The organism is Allgaiera indica (assembly GCF_900106675.1).
Classification (GTDB): domain Bacteria; phylum Pseudomonadota; class Alphaproteobacteria; order Rhodobacterales; family Rhodobacteraceae; genus Acidimangrovimonas; species Acidimangrovimonas indica.
Map to the genome: position 1 here is coordinate 12,393 of NZ_FNOB01000008.1, position 17,112 is coordinate 29,504.

Below are 17,112 nucleotides of genomic sequence, written 5' to 3' on the forward strand. Positions count from 1 at the left end.
TTGGGCATGACGACATTTCTGAAATCCCGCCTGCTGTGGCTGTCGCTGCCGGCGCTGGTGATCGCGGCCCTGGGGCCGTGGTGGCTGTCGGCCTATTACCTGGGCGTGCTGACCATGGCCTATTTCTACGGCGTCTTCGCGATGTCGTGGGACCTGCTGTTCGGCTATGCCGGAATGGTCAACTTCGGCCCGACCTTCCTGATCGGCCTGGGCGCCTACGGCGCGGCGCTGCTGAACAATTACGCCGGCATGCCGATCATCGTCTGCCTGATCTTCGGCGGTTTCCTGTCGATCATCGGCGGCATCCTTCTGGCCCTGCCCGCGCTGAAGCTGCGCGGCGCCTATTTCGGCCTGGTCACGCTGGTGGCGGTGCTGCTGCTGCAATATGTCATCGTGATCTTTTCCGCCTACACCGGCGGCGAGATCGGCATGATGACCCCCGATATCCTGTCGATCAACGCCAGCGTGAACTACGAATACGCGCTGTGGTTCATGGTCGCCTGCGCGGTGCTTCTGGTGATCATCTCGCGCTCTTCGCTTGGCCTGATCCTTGAAGCCACGGGGCAGGATCCGGTCGCCGCCGCCGCGCTGGGGTTCAACGTCGCCAAGCATCGGCTCGCGGCCTTCTGCATCTCGGCGCTGCTCTCGGGCCTGGCCGGCGGGATGATGGTGTTCTATTCGGGCACCGCTTCGGTCGGCACGGTGATCGACATCTCGATCGGCGTGCAGATCATCATTGCGGCGGTGCTGGGGGGGCGGCGCACGATCCTGGGCGCGATGGTCGGCGCGATCGTGATTTTGCTGGCGGATGAGCTGCTGCGCCCGCTGGGTCAGCTCAACATCTTCGTGGTCTCCGGCATTACCCTTGCGGTCATCATCCTGTTCCCGAGCGGCCTGTTGGGTCTGTTCAGCAGAACGAAGGAAGGCGCATGAGCAGCGAAACGGCAAACATCCTGGAAGTCGAACACCTCAGCAAGCGCTTCGGCGGCCTCGTCGCGGTGAAGGACATCGGCTTTACCCTGAAACCCGGAGAGATCCTGGGCCTGATCGGGCCGAACGGGTCGGGCAAGTCCACGGTGATGAAGCTGGTGATGGGGATCGAACGGCCCAACACCGGCAAGGTGGTGATCGACGGCACCGACGTGGCCGGCTGGCCGACGGCGAAGATCGCGCATCAAGGCATCGGTATCGTGTTCCAGCATTCGCGCCCGCTGCACCGCCAGACGGTGCTGGAAAACATCAAGCTGGCGCTTCTGCCCGACAGCCTGCTGCGCCTGGTCGCCGACCCTTCCGTCGAGGAACGCGCCCGCGCCATCGCCAAGCGCGTCGGGCTGGAAGCAGTGCTGGACCGGCTGCCTTCAACCCTGCCCTTCGCCGATCTGCGCCGCATCGAGATGGCCAAGGCGCTGGCGCGCGAACCCAAGGTGGTGTTGGTCGATGAACCCTTCGCCGGCCTGACCCCGCGCGAGGTGGCCGATTTCTCGGCCCTGATCCACGGCTTTCGTGAGGAAGGGCGCGCGGTGCTGCTGGTCGACCACAACGTCAAGAGCGTGGCGGCCTTGGTCGACCGGGCGCTGGCGATGTATCTGGGCGAGAAGATCGCTGAGGGCACCGCCGAGCAGGTGACCCGCAATGAGCGCGTGCGCGAAGTCTACATGGGCGGAGAGATCGTCTCTCACGCCCGGCCGGAGCTTGCGCGCGAGGCCGGTGAGGCGCTTTTGCATATCGAGGATCTCTCGGTCCGCTACGGCAAGGCCCAGGCGCTGCACAAGGTCTCTCTGGACGTGCACGAGGGCGAATTCGTGGCGGTCGTCGGCCTGAACGGCGCCGGCAAGACCACCCTGTTCAATGCGATCTCGGGCCTTCTGGGATATGAGGGCAAGATCAACTGGCACACCGGCGAATTGTCCGGCCGCTCGGTCGCGCAGATCGCCCGCGACGGCATCGTGCAATGCCCCGAAACCCGGGAACTTTTCGGATATATGAGCGTGCGCGAGAACATGGAACTGGGCGGCGCGCACCTGGAAGACGGCGAGCGCGAAAAGCAGATGGCCTGGCTGCTGGGGCTGTTCCCGGTGCTGCAGCAACGCCAGCGGCAGGCGGCGAACACCCTGTCGGGCGGCGAGCAGCAGATGCTGGCGATCGCGCGGGCGCTGATGATGAAGCCGCGGCTGCTGATCCTGGACGAACCGACCCTTGGCCTGGCCCCGGTGATCCTGGACCAGCTGTCGCAGGCGCTGCACAAGCTGCGCGACACCACCCCGATCACCGTGCTGCTGGGAGAGCAAAACGTGACGTTCGCCCTGCCCCATTCCGACCGGATCTATGTGCTGGAACACGGTCAGATCGCCTGGGTCGGCAAACCCGACGCCTTCGGCAAGGAGATGGGCGAGGCCTATCTGTAAAGGCTGCGCGCCGGGGACATCCCCGGCGCCACGGCCTTAGCGGTCGCGGAACTGGGCTTCGCGCTTCTCCAGGAAGGCGGCCATGCCCTCCTTCTGGTCCTCGGTGGCGAAAAGGGCGTGGAACATGCGCCGTTCGAACAGCAGGCCCTCGCGCAGCGGCGTCTCATAGCTGCGGTTCACCGATTCCTTCACCGCCATCACGGTCAGCGCCGATTTCTCGGTGATCTTGCGCGCGACGGACATCGCCTCGTCCATCAGCTTCTTGGCCGGCACGACGCGGCTGACCAGGCCCGAACGCTCGGCCTCGGCCGCGTCCATGAAACGGCCGGTCAGGTGCATGTCCATCGCCTTCGACTTGCCCACGAAGCGGGTCAGGCGCTGGGTGCCGCCGATCCCGGCGACGACGCCCAGGTTGATCTCGGGCTGGCCGAACTTGGCATTGTCGGCACAGATGATGAAATCGCACATCATCGCCAGCTCGCAGCCGCCGCCCAGCGCATAGCCCGCGACAGCCGCGATGATCGGCTTGCGCACCCGCAAGATCGCATCGGTCTCGGCGGTGAACAGGTCGCCTGCGAAAACATCGACAAAGCTTTTCTCGGACATCTCCTTGATGTCGGCACCGGCGGCGAAGGCCTTCTCGGAGCCGGTGACGATGATGCAGCGCACCTTTTCGTTCGCATCCGCAGCACTCAGCGCATCCGCCAGTTCGCCGAGAAGCTGGCTGTTGAGCGCGTTCAGCGCGTCGGGACGGTTCAGCCGGATCACCGCGACATAATCGTCGACGTCGACGATCAGCGTCTCGTAGGCCATGCTTAGGCTCCTTCTTGGCAGCTCAGCCCCGAGTCCATAGCAGGCCCGGCCCGGGGATCAAGCCATCTCTCGGATCAGTGTTGCCGAACGTCCGCTCAGCGTTGGCAATCCGGGCAGAAGAAGGTCGAACGCCCCGATTGCACGATCCGCGCGATCGTGCCGCCGCAGCCGGGGGTGCGGCAGGGCTGCCCCTCTTGCCCGTAGGCGCGGAAGTCGTGCTGGAAATAGCCCAGTTCGCCATCCGCCTGGCGATAGTCGCGCAAGGACGACCCGCCCGCCGCGATGGCCTCTTCCAGCACCTGCCGGATCGCCGGCACCAGGCCCGCCACCCGCGCCGCCGAAATCCGCCCGACGGCGCGGCGCGGATCTATCCCTGTACGGTGCAGCACCTCGCAGACATAGATGTTGCCCAGACCCGCTACGACGCACTGATCCAGCAGCGCCGCCTTCACCGGCGCCTTGCGGCCCTTGAAGCGGGCGATCAGGTAATCCTCGTCGAAAGCGTTTCCCAAGGGTTCCGGCCCGATCCCGGCCAGCAGGGGATGCGCCTCGGCGCCTTGCGTCGGCACAAGATCCATCGCCCCGAAGCGGCGCGGATCGTTGAAGGTGACGCGCGCGCCGCCCGCCATGTCCAGCACCACATGATCGTGCTTGGCCGGCGCCGGATGAGGATGGTGAAAGTCACCGATCGTCGCGCCCGAAATCAGCATCCGCCCCGACATGCCCAGATGCACCAGAAGCGACTCACCCGTATCGAGATCGGCCAGGATGTATTTCGACCGCCTGCGCAGGCGGTCCACCCGCGCACCGGTCAGCCGCTCTGCCATGCGCGGCGGGAACGGCCAGCGCAGATCCGGGCGGTTCACCGCGACCTGAACGATTCGCAATCCCGCCATCGCCGGCTCCAACCCCCGGCGGACGGTTTCGACCTCGGGCAATTCGGGCACGTCTTTCCCCCTCTGATGCGCCTGCGGCGTGGCGTGCATTGCCCCTGCGCCGCAGCGGCCTATAAGAAGGGGCGTACAACAAGACGGCAAGGCCCGAGATGACCGAGCAGGACGACAAGACCACCCATTTCGGTTTTCAGACCGTGGCCGAGGATCAGAAGGCCGGCATGGTGCACGGGGTCTTCACCCGTGTGGCCTCGAAATACGACGTGATGAACGATCTGATGTCGATGGGCATCCACCGCGTCTGGAAGGACCAGTTGATGGATTGGCTGGCACCGCGGCCGGGCCAGAAGCTTCTGGACGTGGCCGGCGGCACCGGCGACGTCGCGTTCCGCTTCCTGGGTCGGGCACCGGGCGCGACGGCCACGGTCTGCGACATGACCGAATCGATGCTGGTCGAAGGCCGCAAGCGGGCCGAGGCCGAACAGATGGCCGAAAGCCTGGATTGGGTGGTGGGCGACGCCATGGCCCTGCCGTTCGACGCCAACAGCTTCGATGTCTACACGATCAGCTTCGGCATCCGTAACGTCACCCGCATCCAGGACGCGCTGGCCGAGGCCTACCGCGTGCTGCGCCCCGGCGGCCGGTTGATGGTGCTGGAATTCAGCCAGATCCCCAACGACCTGCTGCAATGGGCCTATGACCGCTATTCGTTCAACGTGATCCCCGTGATGGGCCAGATCGTCGCCAATGACCGCGAAAGCTATCAATATCTGGTCGAATCGATCCGCCGCTTCCCCGATCAGGAAAGCTTCGCCGCGATGATCCGCGCCGCCGGGTTCGAGCAGGTGAAATACCGCAACCTGACGATGGGCGTCGCCGCCCTTCATTCGGGCTGGAAGATCTGACGTGAGGGGGCCGCACAACCTTTGGCGCCTGATCCGCACCGGCGCCACGTTCGAACGCACCGGCGCGATGAAAGTCGTGCTGGAGGCGATGAATGCCCCGCCGCGCATCCGCCTGGCCGCCCGCGTGCTGGGCTGGCCGTTCAAATGGCTGGGGCTGAAGGGCGATCCCGCGCTGCCGCCCACCACCCGCGCGATCACCGCGTTGGGGCCGGCCTACATCAAGTTCGGCCAGATCCTTTCCACCCGCCCCGATGTGGTCGGCGACGAAATCGCCGAACAGTTGCGCTATCTGCAGGACAAGCTGCCCCCCTTCCCCACCGCCCAGGCCAAGCGCACCATCGCGGAAGAGCTGGACATCGCGGTGGACGAGGTGTTTTCCGAGTTTTCCGAACCGGTCGCCGCCGCCTCGATCGCCCAGGTCCACCGCGCCCGTCTGGCCGCGACGGGAGAGGCCGTTGCCGTCAAGGTTCTGCGCCCGGGCATCGAACGCGCCTTTCGCCGCGATCTGGACGCCTTCTATCTGGGCGCCGGGCTGATCGAATGGCTGTTGCCGGGCACCCGCCGGCTGCGCCCCAACGACGTGGTCGCCCATTTCGAAGGCGTGGTGCTGGCCGAGCTGGACCTGCGGCTCGAGGCCGCCTCGGCCTCGGAATTCGCGGCCAACACGGCGCGGGACGAAGGCTTTTCCATCCCCGAGCCGCGCTGGAATCTTTCGGCGCGCCGAGTGATGACGCTGGACTGGGCCGAGGGCCTGCCGCTGGGCGACAACGCCGCGCTGGACGCGGCCGGTCATGACCGCGCCAAGCTGGGCGCGCGGGTGCTGCAGCTGTTCCTGTCGCACGCGCTGCGCGACGGCTTCTTCCATGCCGACATGCACCAGGGCAACATGAAGGTCGGCGCCTCGGGTGAGATCCTGGCCTACGATTTCGGCATCATGGGTGCGATCGACGAATACACCCGCCGCGTCTATGCCGAGATCCTCTATGGCTTCATCCGCCGCGACTACCGCCGCGTGGCCGAGGTGCATTTCGAGGCCGGCTACGTTCCCGCCGACCGCGACATCGACGCCTTCGCCCGCGCGCTTCGTGCCGTCGGAGAGCCGATTTTCGGCATGGATGCGTCGCGCATCTCGATGGCGCGACTGCTGAGCTACCTGTTCGAGGTAACCGAGCGCTTCGGGATGCAGACCCGGACCGAACTGATCTTGCTGCAACGCACGATGGTGGTGGTCGAGGGCGTCGCGCGCTCGCTCGATCCGCATATCAACATCTGGCAGGTGGCGCGTCCGGTGGTCGAAAGCTACGTCCGCCAGCATGTCGGCCCCCATGCCGCGGTGCGCGATCTGGCGCGTACCGCACGCGTCCTGGGCCGCTTCGGGCCCCGGCTGCCGCAGATGGTCGAGGCCGCGCTGATCCGCCAGTCGCAGGAAGAGGCGCCGCCCGAAACCCAAAGCACCTTTGCGCCGCTGGGCTGGATCGCGCTCGGGGCGGTTCTGGTCGTGGTGGGTGTCTATCTCGGCACGCTGATCTAGACTTCGCGGCGGTTTCCCGCACGGGGACAGGACGGGGACCGGGGTGTCATAGCCCGTCGCATCGTCACGCGCGCCGATGGCGGCGCGTTTGGCCTATTTTCACCAAGGTGAAGTGGCCAGTCAGCCCTGTTCCAGCTTTCCGCGCAGATCATAGACCAGCCGCAGGGCGTCGAGAGGCGTCAGTTCGTCCGGATGCACCTCGCGCAGTGCCGCCTCGACCGCCGAGCCCTTCGCCAGGGCGGGTGTCGGCGCGGGGGGCTGGGTGGCGAAAAGCGGCAGATCGTCGACCAGCGCCTTTTTCGCCTCGCCGCCTTCGCGCTCGCCCTTCTCCAGCGCGTCCAGCACCGTGCGGGCGCGGGCCACCACCGCCTCGGGCAGACCCGCAAGCCGCGCCACCTGCACGCCGTAGGAACGATCCGCCGCCCCCTTCAGCACCTCGTGCAGAAAGATCACCTCGCCTTCCCATTCACGCACCGCAACGGTGGCATTCTCTGCCCCCGGCAACTTGCCCGCCAGCGCCGTCATCTCATGGTAATGGGTGGCGAACAGCGCCCGGCAGCGGTTCACGTCATGCAGGTGCTCCAGCACCGCCCAAGCGATCGAAAGCCCGTCATAGGTGGCGGTGCCGCGGCCGATTTCATCCAGGATCACCAGCGCACGGTCGTCGGCCTGATTGAGAATCGCCGCAGTTTCCACCATCTCGACCATGAAGGTCGACCGGCCGCGCGCCAGATCGTCCGAGGCGCCGACGCGGCTGAACAATTGACTGACAAGGCCCAGATGCGCGCTTGCCGCCGGCACGAAGCTGCCGGCCTGGGCCAGCAACGCGATCAGCGCGTTCTGGCGCAGGAAGGTGGATTTTCCCGCCATGTTCGGCCCCGTCAGCAGCCAGATCGCCGGGGTGTCGCCGGGCGTCAGGTCGCAATCGTTGGCGACGAACGGCCCCGCCCCTTGCCTGCGCAGCGCGCGTTCCACCACCGGGTGGCGCCCGCCCGTCACGGTGAAGCCGCGGCTGTCATCGACCCTGGGTTCGACCCAATCCTCGGCCGCGGCGAGGTCGGCGAAACTGGCGGCCAGGTCGATCTCGGCCAGCGCGCGGGCGGCCTCTCCGATCTGCGGTGCGCGGGCAAGGATGGCCTGTTTCAGGCTGTCATAGAGCCTTTTTTCAATCTCCAGCGCCCGGTTTCCGGCATTCAGGATCCGGGTTTCCATCTCGCTTAGCGGCACCGTGGTGAAACGCACCTGATTGGCCGTGGTCTGGCGGTGGATGAAAGTCTCGTTCAACGGCGCCGAAAGCATCCTTTCGGCATGGGTCGCGGTCGTCTCGATGAAATAGCCCAGCACGTTGTTGTGCTTGATCTTCAACGACGCGATCCCGGTCTGCGCGGCATAGTCGGCCTGCATCCGGGCGATCACGCCGCGGCCCTCGTCGCGCAGCTCGCGCGCCTCGTCCAGTTCCACGTCGTGGCCCGGCGCGATGAAACCGCCATCACGCGCCAGCAACGGGGGTTCCGCCACCAGCGCGGTGTCGAGCAGATCGACAAGGTCCTCGTGGTTCACCAGCGCCGTCCCGGCGGCGTTCAGCAGCGGCGGCGCCTCGGCCGCGGCGATGCGCTCGGCGACCTCTCCGGCCTGGGTCAGCCCGCCGCGGATCGCCGCCAGATCGCGCGGCCCGCCGCGATCCAACGCCAGCCGCGACAACGCACGGTCCATGTCGGGCACCTTGCGAAGCTGGGCGCGCAGGTCATCGCGAAAACGGCTCTGTTCCAGCAGAAATCGCACCGCCAGATGGCGCGCGTGGATCTCTGTCAGATCGCGCGAGGGGCTGGAAAGGCGGCGCTCCAGCAGCCGCCCGCCCGCCGCCGTCACCGTGCGGTCCACCGCCGCCAGAAGCGAGCCGTCGCGCCCGCCCCCCGTGCCGGTCGTGATTTCCAGGCTGCGCCGCGTCGCCGCGTCGATCTGCATCACGCGCGCGGCGCTTTCCTTCACCGGCGCGCGCAGCAGCGGAAGCTTGCCGCGCTGGGTGAGATCCAGATAATCGACGATCGCGCCCATCGCCGAAATCTCGGCCCGCGAGAAGCTGCCGAACCCTTCCAGCGAGCCCACGGAATAAAGAGCACAAAGCCGCTTCCCGGCCGAAGCGGAATCGAAGCTGGCCCGCGCCATCGGGGTCGAAGCCGCGCCCGATTCCGTCACTATTCCTGCCAGATCGGCCTCTTTCGCCTCGCTTACGACCACCTCGCGGGGGGCAAGTCGCGCAAGTTCCGGGCCCAACCGGTGCGGCGGGCAATCCATCACCCGAAACTCACCCGTCGAGATATCGACCCAGGCCAGCGCCGCCTGATCGCGGACCTCGGCAAAGGCGGCCAGGAAATTGTGGCGCCGGGCCTCGAGCAGGCTTTCCTCGGTCAGGGTGCCCGGCGTCACCAGCCGCACTACATCGCGCTTCACCACCGATTTGGAGCCGCGCTTCTTGGCCTCGGCCGGGTCCTCCATCTGTTCGGCGATGGCGACGCGAAAGCCCTTGCGGATCAGCGTCAGCAGATAGCCCTCGGCCGCGTGCACCGGGACGCCGCACATGGCGATATCCTCGCCCAGATGCTTGCCGCGCTTGGTCAGCGCGATGTCCAGCGCCTCGGCGGCCGCGGCGGCGTCGTCGAAGAACATCTCGTAGAAATCGCCCATCCGGTAGAACAGCAGCGCATCCTTGTGCTGCGCCTTGATCTCCAGATATTGCGCCATCATCGGCGTGACATTCGGTTCGGCCGCCACGGAAATCCCCCTTTGATCCGCGCAGACCCTACAAAAGCCACCCCCCACCTGAAAGCACGAAATCAGCGCAGTTGGCACCGCCGACGGGGGGCGCTAGAAGCGAGATGTCGCAGGGAGGAACTTGCGTGGTAAATGCAGTGCGCAGACGGGGACTGGACAGGGCGGCGATCGCCGAATTTCCCAGCCTGGCGGCGCGGGCGGCCGGCGAACGTGGCCGGGGGGCGGTTCTTCGCGGAAACAGGGACGAAGAGGGGGGCATATGACGATCTACAACCTGGGCTCGATCAACCTTGATCATTTCTACCAGCTGCCGCGATTGCCCGCCCCCGGCGAGACCGTGGCGACCGGCGGCTACAGCACGGGCCTGGGCGGCAAGGGCGCGAACCAATCTGTCGCGGCGGCCCGGGCCGGGGCGCGGGTCTTGCATGTCGGCGCCACCGGCGAGGACGGCGACTGGGCCTTGCAACGGCTTGAATCCTACGGCGTCGACGCCACGAATATCGCCTGTGTCGAGATCCCGACCGGCCATGCGATCATCAATGTCGACGCCGCCGGAGAGAACACGATCGTCATCTTCCCCGGTGCCAACCGCACCCAATCGCCCGAAGCCATCGCCCGCGCGCTGGAGGCCGCCAGCCCAAGCGACACGCTGCTGCTGCAAAACGAGACCTCGCATCAGGTCGAGGCCGCCCGCCTGGCCCGCGAGGCAGGAATGCGGGTGATCTATTCCGCCGCCCCTTTCGACATCGACGCGGTGCGCGCGGTGCTGCCCCACGCAAGCCTTCTGGTGATGAACGCCGTCGAGGCCCGGCAATTGCGTGACACCTTGGGCCAGGAACTTTCGGAACTGCCGGTGAAGGGCGTCGTCGTCACCCGCGGAGGCGAGGGGGCGGAATGGATTTCGGCGGGGTCAGAGCCGGTATTCGCGCCCGCCTTCGCGGTAAAGCCCGTCGACACCACCGGCGCGGGGGATTGCTTCACCGGCTTTCTCGCCGCCGCACTTGACGCGGGCCGTCCGCCGGCCGAGGCGATGCGCTTCGCCGCCGCCGCCGCCGCGCTGCAGGTCACCCGCCCCGGCACCGCCGACGCCATGCCCTCTCGCGACGAGGTGGACAGCTTTCTGGAGCAGCAGGCGTGAGCCCGGATATCTCCTCTCACGTCACCACCCACCAGGCGCAGGAGGACGCCCGCAACGAGCGCCTGCTGATCCATGTGAACGGCCGCACCGTTCCCAAGGCCGAGGCCACGGTCAGCGTCTATGACAGCGGCTTCATGCTGGGCGACGGCGTGTGGGAGGGATTGCGCCTGTACGATGGCCGCTGGGCCTTTCTCGACGATCATCTCGACCGGCTGTTCGAGGCTGCGAAGGCGATCGACCTTGATATCGGGCTGGACCGCGCCGGCGTCGTGCGGGCGCTGGAAGACCTGCGCGCCGCGAACGGGATGGAAACCGACGCCCATGCCCGGCTGATGGTGACCCGCGGGGTCAAGCAACGGCCGTTCCAGCATCCTTCGCTGTCGCGCTCGGGCCCCACCGTGGTGATCATTCTCGAACATTCGCGCCCGTCGCTGCCGCGGCCCATCCGTCTGGCGACGGTGCCGCATATCCGCGGCCTGCCGATGACGCAGGACCCCAAGCTGAATTCGCATTCGAAGCTGAACTGCATCCTTGCCTGCATCGCCGCCGAGAAGGCGGGCGCGGACGAGGCGCTGATGCTGGATGTCCACGGCTTCGTCAACACGACGAACGCCTGCAACTTCTTCATCGTCCGAAAGGGGCAGGTTTGGACCTCGACCGGCGATTATTGCATGAACGGGATCACCCGTCAGAAGGTGATCGACCTGTGCCGCGCGAACGACATTCCGGTGTTTGAAAAGAACTTCAGCCTGGTCGAGACCTATGGCGCCGACGAGGCCTTCCTGACCGGCACATTCGGCGCCCAGACCCCGGTGGCCGAGATCGACGGGCGGGTGATCGGCACCGGCCGGATGGGGCCGGTGACCGAACGCATCCGCGCGCTTTACAAGGCGCTGATCGCCGGGGGCGCGTGATGCGTATCGCCATGTGGTCCGGGCCGCGGAACCTTTCCACCGCGATGATGTATGCCTTTGCCCAGCGCCCCGATTGCGCGGTCTGGGACGAACCCTTCTATGCAGCCTATCTGCGGAGCACCGGGCTCGACCATCCGATGCGCAACGAGATCATTGCGGCGGGCGAACCCGATCCGGCCCGGGTGGCCGCCGCCTGCATGGGGCCGATTCCGCAAGGACAGAGCCTTTTTTACCAGAAACACATGGCCCAGCACATGGTGCCCGGCATGCCGCTGGACTGGGCGCATCGGGTAACCAACGTCTTCCTGATCCGCCACCCGGCCCGGGTGATCGCCAGCTACGCCCAGAAGCGCGAGGCGCCGGTCGAGGCCGATCTGGGCTTTCGCCGGCTGGCCGAGCTGTGCGACGTCTACGGCGGGGCGGAGCCGATCGTGCTGGACAGCGCCGATATCCGCCGCGACCCCGCCGGGATGCTGGCAAAGCTGTGCGCGCGTCTGGGGATCGGGTTCGAGCCGGCGATGACGCGCTGGCCCGCGGGGGGAAACCCCGCCGATGGCGTCTGGGCCGCGCATTGGTACGGGGCGATCCATGCCTCGACCGGCTTCGCCGGCGAGGAGGGGCCGTTGCCGGAGTTGGACGGGCGCGACCAGGCGCTGATGGAGGAGGCCATGCCCCATTACCGGCGGATGGCCGATCTGCGGATTCGGTGACGCCTCCGGCGGGAGTATTTTCGCCAAGATGAAGGGGCCGGCGATTTGACGGCCCCTGACGCGTTCTCGGCCGGGTTTGAGCCTATTTGAACTTGGCGTTGCGGGTCGCCAGCAGCTTCAGCCGCAGCGCGTTGAGGCGGATGAAACCTTCGGCATCCTTCTGGTCATAGGCGCCGGCGTCTTCCTCGAAGGTCACATGCGCCTCGGAATAGAGCGAATGATCCGACCAGCGCGCGACTGTCCGGGCCGAGCCCTTGTAGAGCTTCACGCGCACGGTGCCGGTGACATGTTCCTGGCTCTTGTCGATGGCCGCTTGCAGCATCTCGCGCTCGGGCGAGAACCAGAAGCCGTTGTAGATCAGCTCGGCATAGCGGGGCATCAGCCAATCCTTGAGATGGCCGGCGCCCGAATCGAGGGTGATCTGCTCGATCCCGCGGTGCGCTTCCAGCAGGATGGTGCCGCCGGGCGTCTCATAGACGCCCCGCGATTTCATGCCGACGAAGCGGTTCTCGACCAGATCGAGAATGCCGATACCGTGCTTGCCGCCCAGTTCGTTCAGCCTGGTCAGGATCGTGGCCGGGCTCATCGCTTCGCCGTTGATCGCCACCGCATCGCCCTTCTCGAAGGCGATCTCCACCATCTCGGGGGCGTCGGGCGCCTCTTCGGGGCGGGTCACGCGCTGATAGACGTAATCGGGCGCTTCCTGGCCCGGATCTTCGAGCACGCGGCCCTCGGACGAGGTGTGCAGCAGGTTCGCGTCGACCGAGAACGGCGCCTCGCCGCGTTTGTTCTTGGCGATCGGGATCTGGTGCGCCTCGGCGAATTCCAAGAGCTTGGTGCGGCTGGTCAGGTCCCATTCGCGCCACGGCGCGATCACCTTGATCGCCGGGTCGAGGGCATAGGCCGACAATTCGAACCGCACCTGATCGTTGCCCTTGCCGGTGGCGCCGTGGGCCACGGCATCGGCGCCGGTCTCATGCGCGATCTCGACCAGCCGCTTCGAGATCAGCGGCCGCGCGATCGAGGTGCCCAGCAGGTAGAGCCCTTCGTAAAGCGCATTGGCGCGGAACATCGGGAAGACGAAGTCGCGCACGAATTCCTCGCGCACGTCCTCGATGTAGATGTTCGAGGGGGCGATCCCCAGCATCTCCGCCTTGGCGCGCGCCGGCTCCAGCTCTTCGCCCTGGCCGAGGTCGGCGGTGAAGGTCACCACCTCGCATCGGTATTCCGTCTGCAGCCACTTGAGAATGATCGAGGTGTCGAGACCGCCGGAATAGGCAAGCACGACCTTCTTGGGAGCAGACATGGAACCCTCCTGCGTCGGATGAACGCTGGGCGCTTAGCCGGTTTGGGCCCCGAGGGCAAGGAGACGGCCATGCCAAATCATCTGGACGGGCGGGCCGCAACGGCCGGGCAGCGCGCCACGCGCCCATAAGGACGGTCCGCGCGCCCGAGCCGGATGATGGCAGGAATGGCGGGTTTTGGCGCGGTTCAGCCCGCGATACGCATATAAGAGCGCAGGGCCGCGCGTTCTTCGGCCAGGAGACGCTTGATCGTGACCTCGAAATCAGGCGCGTAGGGGTCGAGGATCGCCAGTTCTGCACGCACCTGCGTCAGCGGGCGCAGCGTGGTTTGCGCACGGGCGCCGAAGGTCGCAGCAGCCAGCGCGATCAGCACGAAGATCAGAAGCGGGCGGGGAAAGATCGGTTGCATCAAAGCACCTCCTGGTTGCGGAAAACGGGAAGGCGGCCGGCGGGCGCCCCCTTGCCAGGCGGGGCCAAACCGGCCAGAGCTTGGCGATGATGGATTTTTCCGAAGACGCTCGGCGGGCCGAGACCGCCCTGCGCGCCGTGCTGGCGCCGACGCCCCTGCTGCGCAACGATCACCTGTCGGCCCGCTACGGCGCCGAGATCTGGCTGAAGCGCGAGGATCTGAGCCCGGTGCGCAGCTACAAGCTGCGCGGCGCCTTCAACGCGATGCGCAAGGTGCTGGCGGCCGATGCGGCACAGGGCCATTTCGTCTGCGCCAGCGCGGGAAACCATGCCCAGGGCGTGGCCTGGGCTTGCCGCCATTTCGGCGTGAAGGGCACGATCTTCATGCCGGTCACCACGCCCGCCCAGAAGATCGGCAAGACCCGTACCTTCGGCGGCGATCACGTCGATATCCGCCTGGTCGGGGACTATTTCGATCAATCGCTGGCCTCGGCCCGCAGTTTCTGCGACGCGGTGGGCGCGCATTTCCTGGCGCCCTTCGACGATCCCGATGTGATCGAGGGCCAGGCCAGCGTCGCCGTCGAGATGCTGGCGCAACTGGGCCGCGCGCCCGATGCGGTGATCTTGCCGGTCGGCGGCGGCGGTCTGGCCGCAGGCGTCACCCGCTACATGGCCGAGACGGCCCCCGAGACCCGTTTCCATTTCGTCGAACCGCAGGGCGGTGCCAGCCTGAGCGCGGCGCTGAAGGCCGGGGCGCCGGTCACGCTGGACCGGGTCGACGGCTTTGTCGACGGCGCCGCCGTGGCACGGATCGGCGACGAGCCCTTCGCCCGGCTGAAGGATTTCGGCACCGACCAGGTGCTGCTGGCACCCGAGGACCGGATCTGCACCACGATCCTCGAGATGCTGAATGTCGAGGGCATCGTGCTGGAACCCGCCGGCGCGCTGTCGGTCGACGTGCTGCCCGACCTGGCCGCGACGATCGCCGGCAAGACGGTGGTCTGCGTGACCTCTGGCGGGAATTTCGATTTCGAGCGCCTGCCCGAGGTCAAGGAACGCGCCCAGCGCTATTCCGGCGTGAAGAAATACTTTATCCTGCGCCTGCCGCAACGCCCCGGCGCGCTGCGCGATTTCCTGGAGCTTCTGGGCCCCGACGACGATATCGCCCGGTTCGAATATCTGAAGAAATCCGCCCGCAACTTTGGCTCTGTCCTGATCGGGATCGAAACCAGTCGGGCCGAGAATTTCACCGGCCTGACAGAACGGATGGCGGTCGCGGGCTTCACCTACCGCGACATTACCGCGGACGAGACCCTCTCGGGTTTCCTGGTCTAACCGCTGCCTCGCCCCGCGATGTAAGCGCCTTCTCACCACCCTTGCGGCCTCAGGCCGCGCTACTGCGCTGGCTCGGCGGGCCGCCACGCTCGGCAAAGGCGTCGACCGAGGCGCGATAACACCGAAGGATCGGGCCGATATCAATATGCTCCGCCGAACCTGCCGCTGCCTGGCGCTCTCCCACCTGGCACAATGCGGCCAGGTCCGAGAACCCGAGGTTCAGCGCGCTGCCCTTGAGAAAATGCAGATCTTCCTCATAGCAATCAGGATCCGGCGCGGTCTCGAGCCGCGCGATCACCGAATCGGCTTCCTCCAGAAAGATCTGCACCACTTCGTGGAAATCCTCACCACCGATTTCTTCAAATAAGGTCTCTACCCGGCCCCAATCAATCATCTTCACCCTCCTTCGCGTGCAGCGGCCCACCATCGGATCAGCCTGTGCCAGATGCCTTAAAGAAGGGTTAGATCCAGGGCACGAGGCGGCGAGATCACGCCTCCGGGGCCCGCCAAGTCACTGCGGATTTTAACTTTCATAGGCTGTTAAGCGGTCTCGGCCATTCTGGCGGGTAGGCAAGAAACGAGGCACCGTTGCAACCGTTGCAGTCAGAAAACCGCGCGCCGCACGCCTCGCAGGGGGCCGGCGCGATCCGCCAGGTTCTGGTGGTCGATGACAGCCGGGCCCAACGGCGGCTGGTGTCGGCCGCGCTGCTGCGGCTGGGCTATCAGGTGGCAGAGGCCGGATCGGGCGCCGAGGCGCTGGAGTTCTGCCGTGCCCATCCCGTCGACCTGGTCGTCAGCGACTGGATGATGCCGGGAATGGACGGCCTGTCGTTCTGCCGCGCCTTTCGCGCGCTGAAGCGCGACAGCTACGGCTATTTCATCCTGCTGACCTCGAAAAGCGACAAGCACGACGTCGCGCTGGGGCTCGACGCGGGGGCCGACGATTTCCTGGCCAAGCCGGTCAATCCCGACGAACTGCGCGCCCGAGTCGCCGCGGGGGAACGGATCGTCCGAATGGAACGCGAACTGACCGAGAAGAACCGGGTGATCGGCAGCGCCCTGTCCGAGATCCGCTCGCTCTATGATTCGCTCGACCGTGAATTGATCGAGGCGCGCAAACTGCAGCAATCGCTGGTTCGCGAACGTCATCGCGATTTCGGCGCGGCCGAGGTCTCGCTTCTGCTGCGGCCGTCAGGGCATGTCGGCGGCGATCTGGTGGGCTGCTTTCCGATCGGCGCACAGCGGATCGGGCTGTATGCGATCGACGTGTCGGGCCATGGCGTGACCTCGGCGCTCATGACAGCCCGGCTTGCCGGCCTGTTCTCGGCCGCGACACCGGACCAGAACATCGCGCTACGGGCTGAGGGACCAGGCCACAGCGCGCGCTCCCCGGCCGAGGTGGCGGCGGCACTGAACCGACTGCTGTTGGACGAGATGAAGACCGATCAGTACCTGACCTTGCTTTATGCCGAGGTCGATCTAACCACTGGCCGCACCGCGCTGGTGCAGGCGGGGCATCCCCATCCCGCGGTGCAGCATGCCGACGGGCGGATCGAATTCCTGGGCAATGGCGGGCTGCCGGTCGGGCTGATCCCCAACGCGCGCTACCAGGATGTCACGGTCCTGCTGCGGCCGGGGGATCGGCTGATCCTGATGTCGGACGGCATCACCGAATGCGAAGATCCGGCGGGCGCGCAGCTGGCCGAGGCCGGCGTGGCACGCATCCTGACCGCCAATCGCCAGCTGTGCGGGCCGACGCTTCTTGAGGCGATGATGTGGGATCTGAACAGCTTTTCCGGCGGCAGCGATTTCCGGGATGACGTTTCGGGTGTGCTGCTCGAACTCAAGCACCTGAGCGAAGATCCCGGGCCGTCGGAGGCCTAGGGCCTTAGCGTTCCTTCCGGTCCGAGTTCGCGTCCTGACGTTTTCCAGCGCGTTCCCATGCCGGCACGGCGCGGACATTGCCCCCGCGGCCCCCAGGATA

15 protein-coding genes are annotated in these 17,112 nt (G+C 66.5%); 9 read left to right on the forward strand and 6 right to left on the reverse strand.

The genetic code is table 11. The features are described 5' to 3' along the window. Positions 1-6: 6 nt before the first annotated feature. Positions 7-933 carry a branched-chain amino acid ABC transporter permease gene (locus tag BLV97_RS08715; RefSeq protein ID WP_035844679.1) on the forward strand — a complete coding sequence of 309 codons (927 nt, stop codon included), beginning with the start codon at positions 7-9 and terminating at the stop codon, positions 931-933. Then, complete coding sequence (locus BLV97_RS08720; RefSeq protein WP_035844681.1) at positions 930-2,405, forward strand: ATP-binding cassette domain-containing protein; 1,476 nt, start codon at positions 930-932, stop codon at positions 2,403-2,405. The genes BLV97_RS08715 and BLV97_RS08720 overlap by 4 nt, the downstream gene beginning before the upstream one ends. Before the next feature lie 36 nt (positions 2,406-2,441). On the opposite strand, the gene BLV97_RS08725 is transcribed toward BLV97_RS08720, so the two are convergent. Together BLV97_RS08725 and mutM are read right to left on the reverse strand one after the other, a co-directional pair. Beyond that, positions 2,442-3,218, reverse strand: a complete 777-nt coding sequence (locus BLV97_RS08725; RefSeq protein WP_035844683.1) for an enoyl-CoA hydratase — start codon at positions 3,216-3,218, stop codon at positions 2,442-2,444. 95 nt (positions 3,219-3,313) lie between these two features. Further along, entirely contained in the window at positions 3,314-4,165 is an 852-nt protein-coding gene (gene mutM / locus BLV97_RS08730; protein ID WP_035844825.1) for a bifunctional DNA-formamidopyrimidine glycosylase/DNA-(apurinic or apyrimidinic site) lyase, read from the reverse strand. A 98-nt stretch (positions 4,166-4,263) separates the two neighbouring features. On the opposite strand from mutM, the gene ubiE reads away from it, so the two are divergent. Together ubiE and ubiB are read left to right on the forward strand one after the other, a co-directional pair. Further along, the gene (gene ubiE, locus BLV97_RS08735) at positions 4,264-5,016 is read left to right on the forward strand and encodes a bifunctional demethylmenaquinone methyltransferase/2-methoxy-6-polyprenyl-1,4-benzoquinol methylase UbiE (RefSeq protein WP_035844685.1); all 753 of its coding nucleotides are present in this window, start codon (positions 4,264-4,266) and stop codon (positions 5,014-5,016) included. 1 nt (position 5,017) lies between these two features. After that, complete coding sequence (ubiB, locus tag BLV97_RS08740; RefSeq protein ID WP_035844687.1) at positions 5,018-6,547, forward strand: 2-polyprenylphenol 6-hydroxylase; 1,530 nt, start codon at positions 5,018-5,020, stop codon at positions 6,545-6,547. A 120-nt stretch (positions 6,548-6,667) separates the two neighbouring features. Here ubiB and mutS read toward each other — a convergent pair whose 3' ends face one another. Beyond that, a complete protein-coding gene (gene mutS / locus BLV97_RS08745; RefSeq protein ID WP_051646191.1) occupies positions 6,668-9,292 on the reverse strand; it encodes a DNA mismatch repair protein MutS in 2,625 nt (874 codons plus the stop codon). Positions 9,293-9,578: 286 nt separating this feature from the next. On the opposite strand from mutS, the gene BLV97_RS08750 reads away from it, so the two are divergent. The 3 genes from BLV97_RS08750 to BLV97_RS08760 are packed head-to-tail and all read left to right on the forward strand — an operon-like array spanning position 9,579 to position 12,081. Then, positions 9,579-10,457, forward strand: a complete 879-nt coding sequence (locus BLV97_RS08750) for a ribokinase (RefSeq protein ID WP_035844689.1) — start codon at positions 9,579-9,581, stop codon at positions 10,455-10,457. 8 nt (positions 10,458-10,465) lie between these two features. Beyond that, on the forward strand, positions 10,466-11,371 hold the full coding sequence (locus BLV97_RS08755; protein ID WP_035844829.1) for a D-amino acid aminotransferase: 906 nt from the start codon (positions 10,466-10,468) through the stop codon (positions 11,369-11,371). Next, positions 11,371-12,081, forward strand: coding sequence for a sulfotransferase-like domain-containing protein (locus BLV97_RS08760; RefSeq protein WP_035844691.1), 711 nt, complete (start codon positions 11,371-11,373; stop codon positions 12,079-12,081). Before BLV97_RS08755 ends, BLV97_RS08760 begins: the two co-directional genes overlap by 1 nt. Before the next feature lie 82 nt (positions 12,082-12,163). Here the strand turns inward: BLV97_RS08760 and BLV97_RS08765 are convergent, their stop codons facing one another. After that, entirely contained in the window at positions 12,164-13,387 is a 1,224-nt protein-coding gene (locus tag BLV97_RS08765) for an argininosuccinate synthase (protein ID WP_035844692.1), read from the reverse strand. Between the two features lie 185 nt (positions 13,388-13,572). Continuing rightward, positions 13,573-13,794: a hypothetical protein gene (locus BLV97_RS08770; RefSeq protein WP_035844693.1), complete on the reverse strand. Its 222-nt coding sequence runs from the start codon at positions 13,792-13,794 to the stop codon at positions 13,573-13,575. Positions 13,795-13,880: 86 nt separating this feature from the next. Between BLV97_RS08770 and ilvA the strand changes: the two genes are divergently transcribed. Next, positions 13,881-15,128 (forward strand): threonine ammonia-lyase IlvA, encoded by a 1,248-nt coding sequence (gene ilvA, locus BLV97_RS08775; protein ID WP_035844694.1) that lies wholly within the window; start codon positions 13,881-13,883, stop codon positions 15,126-15,128. Positions 15,129-15,177: 49 nt separating this feature from the next. On the opposite strand, the gene BLV97_RS08780 is transcribed toward ilvA, so the two are convergent. After that, positions 15,178-15,522, reverse strand: coding sequence for an Hpt domain-containing protein (locus BLV97_RS08780; protein ID WP_035844695.1), 345 nt, complete (start codon positions 15,520-15,522; stop codon positions 15,178-15,180). 194 nt (positions 15,523-15,716) lie between these two features. Between BLV97_RS08780 and BLV97_RS08785 the strand changes: the two genes are divergently transcribed. Next, the gene (locus BLV97_RS08785; RefSeq protein WP_373296452.1) at positions 15,717-17,012 is read left to right on the forward strand and encodes a PP2C family protein-serine/threonine phosphatase; all 1,296 of its coding nucleotides are present in this window, start codon (positions 15,717-15,719) and stop codon (positions 17,010-17,012) included. The last annotated feature ends 100 nt before the right edge of the window (positions 17,013-17,112 follow it).